This is a genomic window from Chitinophaga ginsengisoli (assembly GCF_003014595.1).
GTDB lineage: Bacteria > Bacteroidota > Bacteroidia > Chitinophagales > Chitinophagaceae > Chitinophaga > Chitinophaga ginsengisoli.
This window is the reverse complement of the sequence record NZ_PYGK01000013.1, coordinates 149,429-166,107: the sequence shown is the minus strand read 5'-3', so window position 1 is coordinate 166,107 and position 16,679 is coordinate 149,429. Positions and strand designations below refer to the sequence as shown.

General features: G+C 45.5%; 14 protein-coding genes. 10 read left to right on the top strand and 4 right to left on the bottom strand.

The features are described from left to right. Nucleotides 1-53 precede the first annotated feature (53 nt). Genes CLV42_RS25320 through CLV42_RS25305 form a run of 4 tightly spaced genes read left to right on the top strand, consistent with a single transcriptional unit; the run spans nucleotide 54 to nucleotide 7,235 of the window. Nucleotides 54-1,043, top strand: coding sequence for a FecR family protein (locus tag CLV42_RS25320; protein WP_106604722.1), 990 nt, complete (start codon nucleotides 54-56; stop codon nucleotides 1,041-1,043). 31 nt (nucleotides 1,044-1,074) lie between these two features. Continuing rightward, nucleotides 1,075-4,494 carry a SusC/RagA family TonB-linked outer membrane protein gene (locus CLV42_RS25315; protein ID WP_106604788.1) on the top strand — a complete coding sequence of 1,140 codons (3,420 nt, stop codon included), beginning with the start codon at nucleotides 1,075-1,077 and terminating at the stop codon, nucleotides 4,492-4,494. 11 nt (nucleotides 4,495-4,505) lie between these two features. After that, the gene (locus tag CLV42_RS25310) at nucleotides 4,506-5,957 is read left to right on the top strand and encodes a SusD/RagB family nutrient-binding outer membrane lipoprotein (RefSeq protein WP_245901735.1); all 1,452 of its coding nucleotides are present in this window, start codon (nucleotides 4,506-4,508) and stop codon (nucleotides 5,955-5,957) included. Nucleotides 5,958-5,981: 24 nt separating this feature from the next. Continuing rightward, on the top strand, nucleotides 5,982-7,235 hold the full coding sequence (locus CLV42_RS25305; RefSeq protein ID WP_245901734.1) for an alkaline phosphatase family protein: 1,254 nt from the start codon (nucleotides 5,982-5,984) through the stop codon (nucleotides 7,233-7,235). On the opposite strand, the gene CLV42_RS25300 is transcribed toward CLV42_RS25305, so the two are convergent. Next, nucleotides 7,209-7,742 carry a DinB family protein gene (locus CLV42_RS25300; protein ID WP_106604720.1) on the bottom strand — a complete coding sequence of 178 codons (534 nt, stop codon included), beginning with the start codon at nucleotides 7,740-7,742 and terminating at the stop codon, nucleotides 7,209-7,211. The two genes, CLV42_RS25305 and CLV42_RS25300, sit on opposite strands and share 27 nt — an antisense overlap. 146 nt (nucleotides 7,743-7,888) lie before the next feature. Here CLV42_RS25300 and CLV42_RS25295 point away from each other — a divergent pair, with 146 nt between their 5' ends. The 4 genes from CLV42_RS25295 (at nucleotide 7,889) to CLV42_RS25280 (ending at nucleotide 11,014) form a co-directional block, all read left to right on the top strand. Then, the gene (locus CLV42_RS25295; RefSeq protein ID WP_106604719.1) at nucleotides 7,889-8,731 is read left to right on the top strand and encodes a rhomboid family intramembrane serine protease; all 843 of its coding nucleotides are present in this window, start codon (nucleotides 7,889-7,891) and stop codon (nucleotides 8,729-8,731) included. Between the two features lie 61 nt (nucleotides 8,732-8,792). Next, the gene (locus CLV42_RS25290; protein WP_106604718.1) at nucleotides 8,793-9,467 is read left to right on the top strand and encodes a TIGR02117 family protein; all 675 of its coding nucleotides are present in this window, start codon (nucleotides 8,793-8,795) and stop codon (nucleotides 9,465-9,467) included. A gap of 44 nt (nucleotides 9,468-9,511) precedes the next feature. Then, entirely contained in the window at nucleotides 9,512-10,393 is an 882-nt protein-coding gene (locus tag CLV42_RS25285; RefSeq protein WP_106604717.1) for a helix-turn-helix domain-containing protein, read from the top strand. A gap of 78 nt (nucleotides 10,394-10,471) precedes the next feature. Beyond that, the gene (locus CLV42_RS25280) at nucleotides 10,472-11,014 is read left to right on the top strand and encodes a YbhB/YbcL family Raf kinase inhibitor-like protein (RefSeq protein ID WP_106604716.1); all 543 of its coding nucleotides are present in this window, start codon (nucleotides 10,472-10,474) and stop codon (nucleotides 11,012-11,014) included. 67 nt (nucleotides 11,015-11,081) lie between these two features. Here CLV42_RS25280 and CLV42_RS25275 read toward each other — a convergent pair whose 3' ends face one another. Beyond that, a complete protein-coding gene (locus tag CLV42_RS25275) occupies nucleotides 11,082-12,128 on the bottom strand; it encodes a S41 family peptidase (protein WP_106604715.1) in 1,047 nt (348 codons plus the stop codon). Nucleotides 12,129-12,146: 18 nt separating this feature from the next. Next, on the bottom strand, nucleotides 12,147-12,842 hold the full coding sequence (locus tag CLV42_RS25270) for a M949_RS01915 family surface polysaccharide biosynthesis protein (RefSeq protein WP_106604714.1): 696 nt from the start codon (nucleotides 12,840-12,842) through the stop codon (nucleotides 12,147-12,149). 499 nt (nucleotides 12,843-13,341) lie between these two features. On the opposite strand from CLV42_RS25270, the gene CLV42_RS25265 reads away from it, so the two are divergent. Then, a complete protein-coding gene (locus CLV42_RS25265) occupies nucleotides 13,342-14,319 on the top strand; it encodes a 2-hydroxyacid dehydrogenase (RefSeq protein ID WP_106604786.1) in 978 nt (325 codons plus the stop codon). Nucleotides 14,320-14,414: 95 nt separating this feature from the next. On the opposite strand, the gene CLV42_RS25260 is transcribed toward CLV42_RS25265, so the two are convergent. Then, nucleotides 14,415-15,755: a serine hydrolase domain-containing protein gene (locus CLV42_RS25260; RefSeq protein ID WP_106604713.1), complete on the bottom strand. Its 1,341-nt coding sequence runs from the start codon at nucleotides 15,753-15,755 to the stop codon at nucleotides 14,415-14,417. An 87-nt stretch (nucleotides 15,756-15,842) separates the two neighbouring features. On the opposite strand from CLV42_RS25260, the gene CLV42_RS25255 reads away from it, so the two are divergent. Next, the gene (locus tag CLV42_RS25255) at nucleotides 15,843-16,667 is read left to right on the top strand and encodes a ThuA domain-containing protein (RefSeq protein ID WP_106604712.1); all 825 of its coding nucleotides are present in this window, start codon (nucleotides 15,843-15,845) and stop codon (nucleotides 16,665-16,667) included. Nucleotides 16,668-16,679 lie beyond the last annotated feature (12 nt).

Below are 16,679 nucleotides of genomic sequence, written 5' to 3'. Positions count from 1 at the left end.
TCTGTCACGAGCAGGATCGTTCTTTTCGTCCTAGTCTTGTAAACAGAAAAGGATTGGAACAAAAAGAACTTTATTTACTGATCACCCGGCATTTTAATGAGCAGGCCGCTCCATGGGAAGAAGACTTCCTGGCTGAATGGCTGGAAAGTGCAGAAGAAAACAGAGAAACCTATCGCATCCTGCAGGAGATATGGCTGGCCAGCCAGCAGCAGCATGATGAAGAACTGGTTATAAATGCTTTACGGGATGTAAAGCAACGCATCCGTGGCCGTCAGCAGAAAGGCTTCATCGCTGCTATAAGCAGATACCGCTGGCAGACAGGTGTGGCTGCTGCTGTTGCAGGTATTATTACAAGTAGCATCTTCTTTTTAAGACAACAGCCACATCGTCAGACGCTCGCTTATGTAGAGAAGAAGGCACAGCCCGGGCAGGTGTTGAAAGACACGATGCCTGATGGTACGATTGTACATCTGGCACCGCAGAGTAGCATCAGGTATGCACAGGCGTTTGGAAAGCACGACAGGAGGATCCTCCTGGAAGGGCAGGCATTTTTTGAAGTGACCAAAGATGCGCACCAGCCTTTTACAGTGCAGGCAGGCGATCTGTCTGTACGGGTATTGGGGACCCGATTTAATATAACATATTATAAAGGAGTGGACAGTGCGGCCGTATCATTGGTGGATGGAAAGGTACAGGTGAATGTGCCTGCACAGCAACAACCTTATGAACTGCAGCCGGGACAGGAATTATATTATGATAGCCATGACCAACATGCCTATACCCGGAATTATGATGTGGAAGCCATTACAGGATGGACTTCCCGTTTACTGGTATTCCGTAATGAACCACTGTCAGTCGTAGCACATAAACTGGAGCAACTATACGATGTCGAGATCTCTTTCGCTCATCCTGCCATGGCCGGTTATAAACTGTTTGCCAAATTCAATGACAAGCCATTGAAGTACATACTGGATGTGATCAAAGCAACGGACAATCTTGACTACACGATCAACGGAAAACAGATCCGTTTCACCACAAAATAATGCCTATCACTCACGCTAAATGCCTGAATTTATGTTTCGTTTTTACCAACATCTGAGTATCACACGCAGTAAAGCCATCTTATGCCTGTTGTTTTGCTGTGTATTATCCTTTCCATTCACATCCGTACAGGCGGGAGCAAGGGTAGACCTGCATAAGGTGCCCTGTTCACTGATCGTACAGAATAAGTCTTTAGAAGAAGTGTTCGAAATGATCGAACAGCAGACGCATTATGCTATTATCTGCATGGACCAGTCCGGGCTGATGGCCAGGAGGGTAAACCTGAATGCACGCAATACCACACTTGAAAATGTATTACAGCAGCTGGCAGGTCAGGCGGCTTTTAACTACAAATGCCTGGACAACAACATCATCGTAAAAGCAGGTGCTGTGCCTGTGGCCGTTGAAGATCCTGTGGAAAAGACCATCTCAGGTAAAGTGACTGATGCAAAGAAACAGCCATTGCCTGGTGTATCTATCATGGTGAAAGGTACAAAGCGTGGTACTATCTCCAACGAGAATGGCGACTTCCAGATCAAAGCAAATGAGGGAGAAGTATTACAGTTCTTCTTTACGGGTTATCAGCCTTTCCTGCTGACTGTAGATAAAGGTGCCAATTACCATGTAACGCTGCAGGATGATGAAAAGAAATTATCCGAAGTACTGGTAACCGCTTTGGGTATCAAAAAGGAAAAAGCAAAAGTAGGTTATGCCGCCCAGGAAGTAAAAGGCGCTGACCTCGTGAAAGCCCGTGAACCAAACGTGATCAGCTCTCTGACAGGCCGCGTAGCTGGTCTGACTATCAGGAATACAACTGACCTGTTCCAGGACCCGGGTATCTCCCTGCGTGGTGCTAAACCATTGATCGTAATAGATGGTATTCCTGACCAGACTGCCGATCTGTATAAGGTCAATGCAGATGATATCGAGAGCATGACTGTGCTGAAAGGTGCTTCTGCTTCTGCATTGTATGGTTCTATCGGTACGAATGGTGCTATCATGATCACGACTAAAAGAGGTGGTTCAAAAGACCTGAGTGTTGACTTCAACTCTTCTGCACAGTTCCAGACCAGCTTTATCCGTATACCTAAGGTACAGTCTACCTATGGTAATGGTTACCAGGGTCAGTACAAATATATCAATGGTAATGGCGACGGACCTGAAGGCGGTGGATGGATCTGGGGACCGAAACTCGATCAGCGTGATGCATCCACGCCAAGTGGTTATTGGGAAACACCGCAGTTCAATAGTCCTGTAGATCCTACTACCGGTCAACTTGTACCATTACCATTCCTGTCGCGCGGTAAGGACAATGTGAAGAACTTCTTCCGTACCGGAGTTATTACCAGCAATAATATCAGTTTTACAAAAGCCGGTGAGAATGGTAGTTTCAGGGCTTCTGCTTCACATATCTATCAGCAGGGTATTGTGCCAAATACTGATCTGAAAAATACTTCCTTCAACATGGCAGGCACTTACAACCTGAGTAAGGATTTCAGCATGAATGGCCGTATCAGCTATAACAAAGAGTATACGCATAACTTCCCTGAAACAGGTTATGGTCCGGCAAACTACTTGTATAACCTGGTACTATGGACCGGTCCGGATATCGACGTACGCGACCTGCGTAACTATTGGGCACCTGGTAAAGAGGGTGTACAACAGCGTCACTATAATACCTCTTATTATAACAACCCTTACTTCCAGGCCTATGAATACCTGAGGGGATATGACAAGAACAATACCTTTGCGTCTGTTGACTTTAACTATAAGATCAGTCCTTCTTTCAGTGCCAAGTTCCGTACCGGTATTAACCAGTACAGCCTGAACCGCAACTACAACGAGCCTAAGAGCTATATTCGTTACAGTGATAAATCAAAAGGACAGTATACTGTTACTTCAACCACTTACTTCGATATCGTATCTGATCTGATAGTGGATTATAACCACACATTCAGTGATCATTTCAAGATCCATGCACAGGCGGGCGGTTCCAACTACTATAGGAACCTGAAAGGTGATTCCAGCAATACCGACGGATTGAATGTTCCCGGCCTATATAATCTTGGTAATTCCATTAAAGCAGTACAGTCAACCAACTGGCTGGAAGAGCGCAGAACCGCAAGTTTGTACGGCGTTGTTGACGTAGAGCTTTATAATGCCGTATATCTCTCCCTGACAGGACGTAATGACAAGGTTTCTACATTGCCGGTTAAGAACAATAGCTTTTTCTATCCGTCTTTATCGGGATCAGTGATCATATCACAGCTCACGCATCTGCCTCAGTGGTTTTCCTTCCTGAAGGCAAGAGGTGCGGTATCAAGAGTGTCCAGCGGTACATTGGATAACAGTTATACTTATGCTTATCTGCCTTCTTATGATAAAGGTATTACCTGGGACGAGTTACCAAGCCTGACGTACAAAGGGGTGATCAATAACCCGAACTTACATCCACAGACATCAGACAGCTGGGAAGCAGGTCTGGATGCTAAGTTTTTCAGCAACAGGCTGGGATTTGAGCTTACCTATTTTCAGACCAAAGACTATAACAATATTCTGCAGATCCCTATATCATGGGGCAGCGGGTTCCAGTTCCGTCAATTAAACGGGCACGTATACCGTCGCAAGGGAATAGAGCTCGTCACTACAGCTACTCCCATTCGTAAAGAGAAATTCAGATGGGATGTTTTGCTGAACCTCAGTACCTACAGACGTTATGTGAAGGCGATCACTGGCGGCGACAGGATTGACTATCTGAAAGTGGGCGACAGAACAGACAGGATCTATGCTACCGTTTATCAGAAAGATCCGGCAGGAAATGTAGTGTATAAGCCAGATGGCTTACCGCTGACAGATAATATCAAACGTTTTGTTGGAAACGGTGACCCTGACCTGATCTATGGCCTGGAGAACAGTTTCTCTTATGGCAATTTTAGTTTCCGTTTCCTTGTAGATGGCCGTCTTGGCGGTGTAATGTACTCTACTACCAATCAGAAAATGTGGTGGGGCGGTACACATCCGGGTACTGTAAATCATTTCAGGGATGATGCCAATGAACAGAAATCAACTTATGTAGGCCAGGGCGTAGTAGTGACTTCCGGTAGCGTAAGCTATGATCGTGATGGTAATATTGTCAGCGATAACAGAACGTTTGCTCCTAATACAAAGGGTGTAAACTATATCTCTTACATGACAAATACCAGCAATGCCCAGTTTGTAAACTATAACTACTATTCCCAGTCTTTCCTGAAGCTGAGGGAGGTAACACTTACTTACAGGGTGCCATCCAGATTGTTTAAAGGACATATTTTCCGCGCTGCTGATATTTCTGCTGTAGGTCGTAACCTGCTGTTATTTACCAAAATGCCAAACGTGGATCCTGATGCCGGTGTAGATAATCTGCAGACGCCTTCTACCAGAAGTTTTGGTATCAACCTTAACCTTAAATTCTAATATCAACAACCATGAGAAAGATATATAGTATAGCTGCACTGCTGTTGATCATTGCAGCAGGTTGTAAAAAGTTTGAAGATTTTCAGACAGATCCTAACAAACCAACAAAGGCTGGTCCTGATCTGCTCCTGAATACTGTTATTCAGAAAGCATTTCAGTCAACCAACCTGGGAGCGGCCCTGGCTAACCGTCAGATGGTGTTTATCAACGCTGCTTCAAATGAACAATATTATGGATGGAATAGAGCAGAATTTACTACCTATGGTAATCTGCGCCAGGTGATCAAGATGGAAGAAGAAGCCAACAGGGTGGAGAAACCTGAGTATATTCCGCTGGTGAAATTCTTTAAGGCCTACTATTTTATGCAGCTGACCAATACATTTGGTGATATTCCTTACACTTCGGCTTTGAAGGGTGAGCGGGATACATTCAATGCTGTTTATGATAAACAGCAGGATATTTTTGTAGCTGTGCTGAATGATCTGGATGCTGCGAATGCATTGATCAATACTACAACGCCAGCAGTAGATGGCGATATTTTATATAAGGGCAAAATGCAGCAATGGAAAAGATTGATCAATACATTCTCGCTTCGCATCCTGATGAGTTTATCACTAAAAGAAAATAATGCGGCGCTGAATGTCAAGGCACGGTTTGCAAAGATTGTGAATGATCCTGCTACTTATCCACTGATGACAGGTAATGCTGATAATGGCCAGCTAGCCTTCTTTGACGTATTGGGCACCCGTTATCCGACTTATAACGACAATGATCTGAAGACAGCTTATTACCTGGATGGTACTTTCATTGATCTGTTGAAGGGACTGAAAGATCCGCGTTTATTCAGTTTTGCAGAAAAAGCGCCTCAGTCTGTATCATTACCTGATAATGATTTTGCTGCTTATAGCGGTGCTAAAGGAAGTGATCCTGTCGATGATATCAGCCGCAAAGTACTTGCAGGTGAAGTATCGAGGATCAAAAAACGCTATACGGATGATCCGGTGAATGAACCAAGCATCGCGATCGGTTATGCAGAACTGCAATTCATCCTGGCAGAAGCAGTAGTGCGTGGCTGGATCAATGGAGATGCCGCTGCTTATTATAAGAAAGGTGTACAGGCGTCTATGTTGTTCTATAATATTGATCAGGCGTCCATCGATGCTTACCTGGCATTGAACACATTCCCTGCTACGAACCAGCTGGCCGCTATCATGACACAGAAATATATCGCTTCGTTTATGAACAGCGACTGGCATTTCTTCTTTGAGCAGCGTCGTACAGGGTTGCCGGTATTTGATGTATCAGGCGCCGGTGTGCTGAACAACAAGAAGGTGCCTAAACGCTGGATGTATCCTGTAACGGAATTGCAGACCAATCAGACAAATGTGAATGCTGCTATTAACAGCCAGTTTGCCGGAGATGACAATATCAACGGCGTAATGTGGTTGTTGAAGGCAGAATAAATTGTATTTTATATTTTTATGTTCATGATGAAGAAAATATACCTGGCCTCCTGCCTCAGCCTCTTGCTGGCAGGGGGCCTTCAGGCCCAGCAACAACGGGAGAAGAAAGTAGTATTTGTTATTGCGGACGGTATTCCGGCGGATGTGCTTGAAAAAGTGAACAAGCCCAATATTGACCGTATTACTGCCGTGGGCAGGTATACCCGCATGCATGTGGGTGGAGACAAGGGTACCTACAATGAGACGCCTACCATCTCGGCAGTGGGGTATAACAGCCTGCTGACAGGCGTATGGGTGAATAAGCACAATGTACCTGACAACGATATCAAAGCGCCTAACTACCATTATTATAACCTTTTCCGGCTGTTTAAAACACAGTATCCGAAAAAGAAGACGGCTATTTATTCCAGCTGGCTGGATAACCGTACCAAACTGGCCGGTGATGGACTGGCAGCAGCTGGTAACGTAAAGATAGACCTGCATGCAGATGGCTTTGAACTGGATACTGTTCATTTCCCTCATGATAAGCAATCGGAATACATGCATCGCATTGACGAAAAGGTGATCGATGAGGCAAGTGCCGGTATTAAGAAGGATGCACCTTCCCTGACATGGGTATATCTGGAATATACAGATGATATGGGACATCGCTATGGCGATAGTCCGCAGTTCTACAATGCTGTGGAAATGATGGACAAGCAGATGGGCCGCCTCTGGGAAGCCATTACTTACAGGCAGCAGCATTTTGCGGAAGACTGGATGCTCGTGATTACGACAGACCATGGCCGTGATGAAAAGACCGGCCGTAATCACGGTGGGCAGTCCGACCGTCAGAGAAGCACCTGGATGGTGACCAACTATCAGCCTACCAATGAATATGCCCGTTTTTACGTGCCGGCTATTGTGGATATCATGCCGACTATTGCCCGTTACCTGAACATGGATATTCCACAGGAAACGGCCCGAGAAGTGGATGGCATCCCAATGATCGGAGATGTGGCGATAGCGAAGCCCTCAGCTAATTTTGCAGAGGGGCATATCAACATGAAATGGGCGGCTTTAAAGGATACCGGTAAGGTGAAGATCTGGGTAACGACGACTAACCTTTTCAAGACCGGCGGTACTGACGAGTACCATCTGCTGGCAGAAGTACCCGTACAGGACGGCCATGCGCTGCTGGATGTAACAAAACTGCCATCCCGCTTTTATAAGATCGTATTGGAAACAGGTACCATTACCGTGAATGAGTGGTTAGATCTGGATGCCAAGTCCAACTAAGTAACGTTCTTTCAATATCCTTAAGTGATGTAATTCATGACCAGGGATCATATAGGCCAGCGACCTTATTGAAATAGGGTTGTTGTTCGCCTTACCGATAATGGCTTCCTCGTCTTTCTTCAGATGACGTAACAGGTAAATAGACGATTCACGAACGATCCTGAATTCATCTGCCAGGTCCTGCAAGGTGCGGTCATTGGCATGTGAATTCAGGACGTAATCGTCCTGCTCAAAGCCTGGTAACCCCTGTTGCTCTCCCCGGGCAAAACATAAGAGCCGGTAGGCAAATACCCTTTCTGTATCGATCAAATGTCCCAGTGTTTCTTTAATGGTCCATTTACCGGGAGCGTAGGCGTAGCTTGCTTTCTCCTCCGGGATGGAAGTGAAAAAAGCATACGTGCTATCTCTTAATTCCTGCAGGATAGCGGGGACTTCGGCGTTGCCTACAGCGTCGATGTAGACGCCCTGATAGGGTAGAAATTCGCCAGGTTGAGGTTTCGATATCATGGGTGCGATTTTTGCTAATATTAAATAAATTTCCGTAAAGCGCGAATTCATGGCGGCAGATTTGGATATATTTGCATTAATCGCAATATTGCAGTGAGCAAGATATTCAGCTGACGTTCCCTATAGTTTTCTAAAACCCACACTGAATGGCATACATTGGTCTCATTAACCTGGCACTGATTGTTGTAAACATTGTTATGTCATACAAAGGATTGAAAGATCATTCCTTTTTTGACAGGTATTCGTTTCAAGTGGACAATATCCTTGTGTACAAGGATTACAAGCGGCTTGTCACGTCGGGGTTCCTGCATGTCAGCTGGATACACCTCTTGTTCAACATGTTTGCATTATACGCTTTCAGCACCAGCCTGGAGTTGCGGATGGGCCCATCCAGTTTCCTGACGCTTTATTTTGCCAGCCTGGTAGGAGGGAATCTCCTGTCTTTACTGATACACCGCAATCATGGCGACTATAGCGCGGTAGGCGCTTCCGGTGCTGTTTGTGGGATCATCTTTGCCTCTATTGCCCTTTTCCCGGGTATGAGAATAGGTTTCTTCGGTTTGCCCTTTTCCATTCCCGCCTGGATATACGGGTTGTTATATGTGCTCTATTCCATTTATGGTATCCGGTCGAAAAAGGATAATATCGGGCATGAAGCACATCTTGGCGGCGCGCTTATCGGCATGCTGGTGGCAGTATGCATCGTACCGGAAGCCATCAGGGAGAATTATCCCACTATACTGTCCATTCTTTTCCCGGGCGCCCTGGCCGTTTATCTGATCATCACCCGTCCTCAATTGCTGCTGGTCGATAACCAGTATTTTAAAACCCATATCGGCGATTATGATATTGACGACCGCTATAACCTGGGCAGGATGGACCGGCAGCAGGAGATTGATTTCCTGCTGGAGAAGATCCATAAAAAGGGGATAAAAAGTCTTACGAAGAAGGAACGGGATACATTGGAGAAGTATTCACAGTCGGTGTGAGCTGCGATTAGAATAGTACCTTTACGCGGGGATACAACCATTCCCCGTAAATACCAACAACTTGAAGAAGACGTTTAAGATCATCGGGTGGACGATTTTAACCCCCGTATTATTAGTCGCCCTGTACCTGTCAGCAGCTTATGTATTATCCCGCATCTCCGTAGCGAAGGAGGAAACTGCCAGTGCAGATATCCCGCTTTATATCCTTACCAATGGCGTACATACCGACCTGGTAATGCCTGTGCGCAATCAGCAGATAGACTGGAGTAAAGAGGTGCTTTTTGAAAATACAAAGGGCAGGGATACTACTGCCCAATGGATCGCTTTCGGCTGGGGGGATAAGGGCTTTTACCTGGAAACACCTACCTGGGCGGACCTGAAGTTCAGCACCGCATTTAAGGCGGCAACGGGATTGAGTACTTCAGCTATTCATGCCACCTATTACCGCGGTATCAGAGAAAGCAATGACTGTATCAGGCTGCATGTCGACAGCGCACAATATGCAAGACTGATCGGTTATATCCGGCAGAGTTTTGACAGGGATGCCGCTGGAAATATCATACATATTGTTACCAATGCCAACTACGGCAATACGGACGCCTTCTATGAGGCAAAAGGAAGTTACAGCCTGTTTCACACCTGTAATACCTGGGCGAACAGTGGGTTGAAAAGCTGCGGACAGAAAGCCGCTTTATGGACGCCCTTCGATAAAGGCATTTTCCATCAGTACAGGTAAGGTGTATACCCTGATCCTGTATTTGTGTAACTTTGCCTATTATTATGATAATTCCAGACAGCTATACATTCCCTGATTTCCTGCTTTCTGCTGATGTCAGACAGGATGATATCCATGTCTTATCTTTTCAATCCAACGAAAACAGGATGAAAAGTAAGATCATGCTGGGGCATCACCTTTTCAGTTTTCTGATGGAAGGAGAGAAGCATGTGTACTATGCAGAGAAACAGGCGGTGATAGATAATTCGCAGTTCCTGCTGCTGTCGTCGGGCAACTGTATTATGAGTGAAAAGCATATCTCTGAGGAGGGAATCTATAAAAGTGTTATGCTCTCCTTTGAGCCGAACGTGTTGAGCGGTTTCTTTCTGAAATATCCGCAAGCCTGCCCGGAGAGGCCGGAGAATAATGCAGTAGGCGAACCTTTCCTTGTTTTTAATAAAGACGGCTTCCTGCGAAACTTTATAGACTCCTTATGGCTGATGCTGGAAAGGGGAAAACCATTATCCAGGGATATGAAGCAGCTGAAGTTTGAAGAGCTGTTGCTGTACATGGCAGATCATTATCCGCAGCAGTTACTAAGCCTAAGGGTTACTGTGCAGGAAACATCCGAAGATATTGTTATCAGGAAATCGGCAGAAACAAACCTGTATAATAATGTGACGGTAGAGGAACTGGCATTCCTCTGTAATATGAGCCTGTCTACCTATAAAAGGAAGTTCAGCAAGGTGTATGGCACCTCACCCACAAAATGGTTCCTGCAGAAGCGGATGGAGATGGCCGCCACCATGCTGCTGGCAAGGGGAGAAAAGCCCAGTGAGATCTATCATAAAGTGGGCTATGAGAATCATTCCAGTTTTACACAGTCCTTCAAACAGATCTATGGGGTGACACCCAGTGAATATCAGCAACAGAAATTGACTGTTTAACCGTAGTATTTGACCTGTTAGCCCTAATACCTGCCTGTCGCTGCATAGTAGCTTTGTATCACTTTAAATCAAGGCACTATGAAAAGAATAAGCACACTGATAGCAGTGATCATCCTCGGTTGTTCTGCTGCTATGGCACAGACGTTTACACTGAAAAGCAATGATCTCGGCGGACAATTTGTAAATGATCAGTTATGGAATCAAATGGGATATCATGGGAAGAATGTTTCTCCGCAACTATCCTGGGAGAATGCGCCTGCAGGAACACAGAGTTTTGCTGTTGCCATGTATGACGTAGATGCGCCTACAGGCAGCGGATTCTGGCACTGGGTGGTATACAATATCCCTGCGGATGTAAAGGACCTGAAAGCAGGCGCGGGAGATCTGAGCCGTCACCTTTTACCTGCCGGTACTGTAAATGGTATCAATGATGCAGGCGCACCGGGTTATATCGGTCCTGCACCACTTCCCGGGCTTCCTCACCAGTATCTGATCACAGTATATGCATTGAAAACAAAACTGGAGTTGGAGAAAAATGCACCTGCTGCATATGTGGGCGTATTCCTCAACCTGAACCTGCTGGCAAAGGCTTCTATTGTTGCCTATTCACAGCATCCATAATGATATAAAAAAAGGGAGTGTAGCAATGGCATACACTCCCTTTTCTTATATTGATATTTATGTTTGCTTATTTGGTCTTAGCAGCAACATCTTCCTGTTCTTTTTTGATGATGCGTTCTGCTTCCGTTCTTGCATCTTCACCTTTTACAGGTACGTCAGGAAGCACACCAATACCTTCCCAACCCTGGTCAGAATCTGGTGCAGCGACCATTTTCACCGGCAGGAATACGACCAGGTTTTCTTTCAGTGGTATCATGGAGCCTGCAATACCTGCACCGGCAGTAGTATCGCCAATAACAGTAGCCCTGTGCATCTTTTGCATAGCAAAGGCGAAACCTTCTGTAGCAGAAGCCGTGCGTTTATTTACCAGGATATACAGTTTGCTGTCTGCCATTCTTTTGCCAGGCACGAAAGGATATGTCCATTCCTGGATATCTTTTGTTCTGTCTTTATGATAGCCGTGCAGGTAATAACGTTCATCTCCCGGGTTAAAGAAATAACCTGCCAGGAAACGGCCCATCATACCAGTACCACCACCATTATCCCTGATATCGATAATGATGTTCTTTGAATAAGCGGCCATGTTCATGGCAGCGGTAGCCATTTCAAAAGCTTCCTGGTCGCCGTGGAAACCACCGGATATTTTGATATAGGCAGTAGATGTTTTTTTGTCCAGCTCTACCGCATCAAAGCCATAGTTATTCTGTCTTTTTCTTTCCAGTTCACGCTGTTCATCCTCAGGTGTGCTGGTATTGGTAGTTTCTTTTGTGATCCTGTTGTAATAATCTACGCTGTAGAATATAGTCAGGTGCACATCTTTATGCACTTCACGCAGGTCTTTTGTGATCTTTTTTGCAAGTTGGTCAGCAGGGAGATTCTCGTATGCCTTCTTCGCTTCCTGGCTTTTTAAAGTAGCGATATATTTCTTTGATATATCCGGGAAGGGATAGCTTTGGTCCAGTCCATTGCTGATCTTTTCAATGATCTCATGTGTAGCCTCTTTACTCACGACGGGCACAGTCTCTTTTGTTGCTGTAGTTGTTTGTGCAGACAGGAGAAGAGGGAGGGAGAGGAAGCCCAGCAGGGCTGCAGGTTTATAAAATGTTGGTTTCATACAAAGTTTGTTGGTTTATTACCTTATCAACAGTTTCTGCTCAGCCATCGCTTTTTCATACCCATGGGGATATAATGCAAAGCCCGTTGCAGACAGCGTCCGCATTAGTGTCCGTATATGCGACTGTATTGATTGCGGAAGTGCATAAAAGGCTTCGTCTACCTGGATATGCCGTCCTTCGTCCATCGTTGAGTTCTGATGCCTGACAGCAATTTTCTGCCCTTTATAGTTGAGAATGATCTTGATCCTTCCATCGTCATACCCGTTACCAATACTGCTACCATAAATGACCAACGGATCAATATTACCATCACCATCAAGGTCTTTCACTTCGCAGAACCTTGTCCAGAACCAGATGGAAAGCTCCTGGCCATCGCTGGCGTTATTGCTGTTGATGAAATCTTTCAGTTCCCATGTTTTGGTAAAGCTGTTACCATCTTTCTTCAGGTTGACAGCATTGATCTTCTGATGCAGTGTATCATCCTTTCTTATTTCATCAATGCTTTCGCAAAGAACGAGATAGTAAGTGCCGGATTGATCCTGATAATTGTACACTCTTCTGATGGGGTATTGCAGGTTGATCTGCTTAACAACATCGTCTGTAAATATAGTTGATGTAGCCCCCGGTGATAGTATCTCACTTTTTACCTGTTGTGCATATAGTTGTTTCCCGCTGATCGCGATAATGAACATTGCTGTCAGAAACGTTCTCATACTGATGAATCTTAAATGAATTGTTATGATCTTAAACAGATTGTTAGTATCTTAAATCAATTGTTAACGCTGTAGGGGCGGGCAATTGAACCGTGTGCAAGTTATCATTATTCACCAATTATTACAATGTGCAGGGAACAGAATTCAGGGCTTTAACAAAACAATAAGAGGTATGACTATCGGAAAAAATAGTGTTCCCGTGCTAAACCACAGAAGCATAAATGTATATCTTGCTCTGCAGAAACTCTCACGAGGACAGGGGAATACATATCTAACGGAAAAGCCTCTTAAGTAGCACTTAAGAGGCTTTCCTGACTAGACTAAAATAAACAAATAAACTAAGCGCTTTAACCATTGACCTGTGTTCTCAAATGGCACGAGGGAAAAGGCGATCTTTATTATGCACTGCAAAATTACAGAACAAGTTTGTGGAAAGTATCCCTGAAATCCGGCATTTATGTATTTTGTTACAGAATGTAAATGCAAACCATATAGTGATATGAAAGTATATATAACAAGGAACATCCCCGAAGCCGGGCTGAAGCTGCTGAAAGATGCTGGTCTTGACATTACCGTTTGGACGGAAAGTTACCACCAGCCTGAAGATGAACTGATTAAGGTGCTGCAGCAGTATGATGCGGTGCTGGTATCGGGTCCTGTAAAAGTAGACCGTCATTTCCTGGAGTCCTGCCGTCATTTGAAAATCGTTTCACTGATGTCAGTCGGTTACGATAACGTTGATACTGAGGCAGCAAAAGCATTAGGCATTGCCGTTGGAAATACACCTGGTGTATTAAGCGGTGCAACAGCAGATACTGCTTTCCTGCTGATGCTGGCGTCTTCCCGGAAAGCCTTCCACATGCATAAGGAAATTATACGTGGCAACTGGAATTTCTGGGACCCTACTGCTAACCTCGGACTGGAGCTGGGCGGCAAAACGTTGGGTATTGTTGGCCTGGGCAAGATCGGTTTTGAACTGGCAAAAAGATGTGTAGGTGCGTACGATATGAAGGTCATCTATCATAACCGTGGCAGAAATGAAGAAGCGGAGAGAGCCTTTGGTGCGGTGCGTGTTTCTTTTGATGAGTTGCTGCAGCAGAGTGATGTAGTGTCTGTGCATACGGCCCTGACGCCGGAAACGAAAGGCCTCTTTGATAAAAACGCCTTCAGCAAGATGAAACCGTCCTCCATCTTTGTCAACACAGCCAGGGGAGGTGTGCATAATGAAGAAGACCTGATCGCGGCACTGGAAAATGGCACCATCTGGGGCGCTGGACTGGATGTTACCAATCCGGAGCCGATGGCCGCAGATAATCCTTTATTGAACATGCCAAACGTTGCCATACTGCCGCATATCGGTTCTGCCACTGTGGATACACGCAGTAAGATGGCTGCGATTGCGGCAAGAAATGTGATCCTGGCGCTGCAGCAGCGTCCTTTAGAGCATGCGGTGGTAGAAAATGTACGCCTGGCCTAAACAGAAGATGGGGAAACAATAATATTAAAAAACGCATATCCGGAGCTTTTCAGATTCGTATTACTGATCTGAAAAGCTCCGGATGCTTTTGGTTGTTATTTTACTTTCGTACCAATTTTTTCTCTGTCATTCTCATAGAGGATCATACCATTTACTTCATTTTTATCGCCACGGGTAAATTTGATCTGTACATCAGCTATGCTCAGGAAAAAGAAGTCCTCCTTTTCTGCGTATAAGATAGCTGGTTGCTGTCCGGTGGGCTGTCCTGTCAGCATGCCATCTTTCACTGCAATGGTGATCGTAAACCCTTTCATGTCATACTCGCCTGTATACTGCTGTAGTGTAGTCTCTGCTACCTGTATGGCATTCCGTACTCTAGGCAGTGTATAAGGTCTGTTATAGAGTATGGACTGAACGGATTCACTGATTCTGCCGATCGTGTTATCTGATGCATTGTCCAGCAGGATGATACATACATCATCTTCAGGCACCCTGGTAAGTGTGGTGATAAAACCATGGATACCACCACCATGGGAGATTCTTCTCTTTCCTTCTGTGGAATCAATGTTCATACCATAGCCATAATGGTTCAGTACCGGCGTATAGGCTCTTTCCCAGTCAGCTTTAGTGAGGATCTTATATTGTTGTGCTGCCTGATGCCATTTGTACAGGTCCCTGGTGGTGCTGTACATCGCGCCTGCAGCGAATGATACGGAGGAGTCTACACCTGGCGCTACCTTACTGCTATCCTGGTTGATGAAAAAGTAGCCGGTGGATTTTTCTTTGTTGTTAAGACGTTTGAAATCAAAGCCGCTATTGGTCATGTGCAGGGGATTAAAAATATACTCCCTCACCAATTGTTCATAGGGCTTGTTGGCCGCCTTCTCGGCAATATATCCCAGCAGGCAATATCCTGAGTTGGAATAATTCCATCTGGTGCCGGGAGGAAAATCGAGTGGTTTGTCTTTGAACAGGGCCATCAGTTTTTCACGGCTGGCAGGCTTAAAGACTTCGCTTTCCATGAAAGTCCTGTCATTGGTATAATTGTAAATACCTGAGGTATGTGTGAGCAGATGATGTATTGTAATGCTGTCTCCTTTGGGGAAATCGGGAAAGTATTTGGATACTTTATCCTGCACGCTGAGTTTCTTTTCTTCTTCCAGTTTCAGAATGATAACGGCGGTGAATTGTTTGGTGACAGAGCCCAGCTGGAAGATGGTGCCGGTATCATTACGGACGCTGTCGGCTACATTACGGAAGCCGTAGGCCTTATGCAGCAATATCTTCCCATGTTGTGTGATCAAAGCTGTACCGTTGAATTTGTACACCCTGTTGTAGGTGCTGAGCAAGGAGTCCAGCTTAGCAGTTGTAGTGTCCTGGGCGCGCGCATAGAGCAAGCCGCCGAGGAGGAAAAGGAGGCATAATAATTTTTTCATGGCGAATGTGAGATTTGAAGACGGCAGGGCTATGTTGTGTACCTAAAGATAAAGTTATATTTTGGGATTATATCAATTCCACGTCTCATGAAAAAAATATGGCAGTTCCTATTGGTAGCCCTTTGTTGCCTGACCTTCATCACTGTGAATGCCCAAAAGAAAGGGAAGCCCTTTAAAGTGATCGGTTTTTATACGGCCCTGCATGATCAGGCACATATCAGTTTTGTACATGAGGCCAACCGCTGGTTTGCTGCCAAAGCCCAAGAATACAACTTTACCTACGATTCCACCAATGACTGGAGTAAGATGAATCCTGCCTTCCTGTCCCGCTACCAGGTGGTGCTCTTCCTTGATACCCGGCCCGATACGCCTGCACAGCGGGACGCTTTCCGGCAGTATATGGAAAAAGGGGGCGCCTGGATGGGATTCCACTTTTCAGCTTTCGCACTTACTCCTTCTGATTATCCCCAGAACTGGGACTGGTATCACAATGAATTTCTGGGATCGGGTTCTTATGGCAGTAATACCTGGCGACCTACTTCTGCTATCCTGCGGGTGGAGCATCCGGAGCATCCTGTCCTGAAGCATATACCTGCTACCTTCAAATCCTCTCCTAATGAATGGTACCGCTGGTCCAACGACCTGAAGGCCAATAGAGACATTACCATTCTGTTGTCTATCGATTCAAGCAGTTTCCCGCTGGGTACCGGCCCCAAGCAGCACGAGATCTGGCATAGCGGCTACTATCCTGTAGTATGGACAAACAAAAAGTACCGGATGATCTATATGAATATGGGGCACAATGATATTGATTACGAGCATCATACCAACAAAGACCTTTCCCTTACTTTCGGCAACAAAGAACAGGATCAGCTCACATTGAATGCGCTGCTCTGGTTGGGAGGGCGCTGAGCCGTTCGCAGC

Bases quoted from the DNA above. Each gene is read 5' to 3' on its own strand.
- CLV42_RS25315 (WP_106604788.1), top strand. From the start codon at position 1,075: ATGTTTCGTTTTTACCAACATCTGAGTATCACACGCAGTAAAGCCATC.
- CLV42_RS25310 (WP_245901735.1), top strand. From the start codon at position 4,506: ATGAGAAAGATATATAGTATAGCTGCACTGCTGTTGATCATTGCAGCA.
- CLV42_RS25305 (WP_245901734.1), top strand. From the start codon at position 5,982: ATGATGAAGAAAATATACCTGGCCTCCTGCCTCAGCCTCTTGCTGGCA.
- CLV42_RS25300 (WP_106604720.1), bottom strand. From the start codon at position 7,742: ATGATATCGAAACCTCAACCTGGCGAATTTCTACCCTATCAGGGCGTC.
- CLV42_RS25295 (WP_106604719.1), top strand. From the start codon at position 7,889: ATGGCATACATTGGTCTCATTAACCTGGCACTGATTGTTGTAAACATT.
- CLV42_RS25285 (WP_106604717.1), top strand. From the start codon at position 9,512: ATGATAATTCCAGACAGCTATACATTCCCTGATTTCCTGCTTTCTGCT.
- CLV42_RS25280 (WP_106604716.1), top strand. From the start codon at position 10,472: ATGAAAAGAATAAGCACACTGATAGCAGTGATCATCCTCGGTTGTTCT.
- CLV42_RS25275 (WP_106604715.1), bottom strand. From the start codon at position 12,128: ATGAAACCAACATTTTATAAACCTGCAGCCCTGCTGGGCTTCCTCTCC.
- CLV42_RS25270 (WP_106604714.1), bottom strand. From the start codon at position 12,842: ATGAGAACGTTTCTGACAGCAATGTTCATTATCGCGATCAGCGGGAAA.
- CLV42_RS25265 (WP_106604786.1), top strand. From the start codon at position 13,342: ATGAAAGTATATATAACAAGGAACATCCCCGAAGCCGGGCTGAAGCTG.
- CLV42_RS25260 (WP_106604713.1), bottom strand. From the start codon at position 15,755: ATGAAAAAATTATTATGCCTCCTTTTCCTCCTCGGCGGCTTGCTCTAT.
- CLV42_RS25255 (WP_106604712.1), top strand. From the start codon at position 15,843: ATGAAAAAAATATGGCAGTTCCTATTGGTAGCCCTTTGTTGCCTGACC.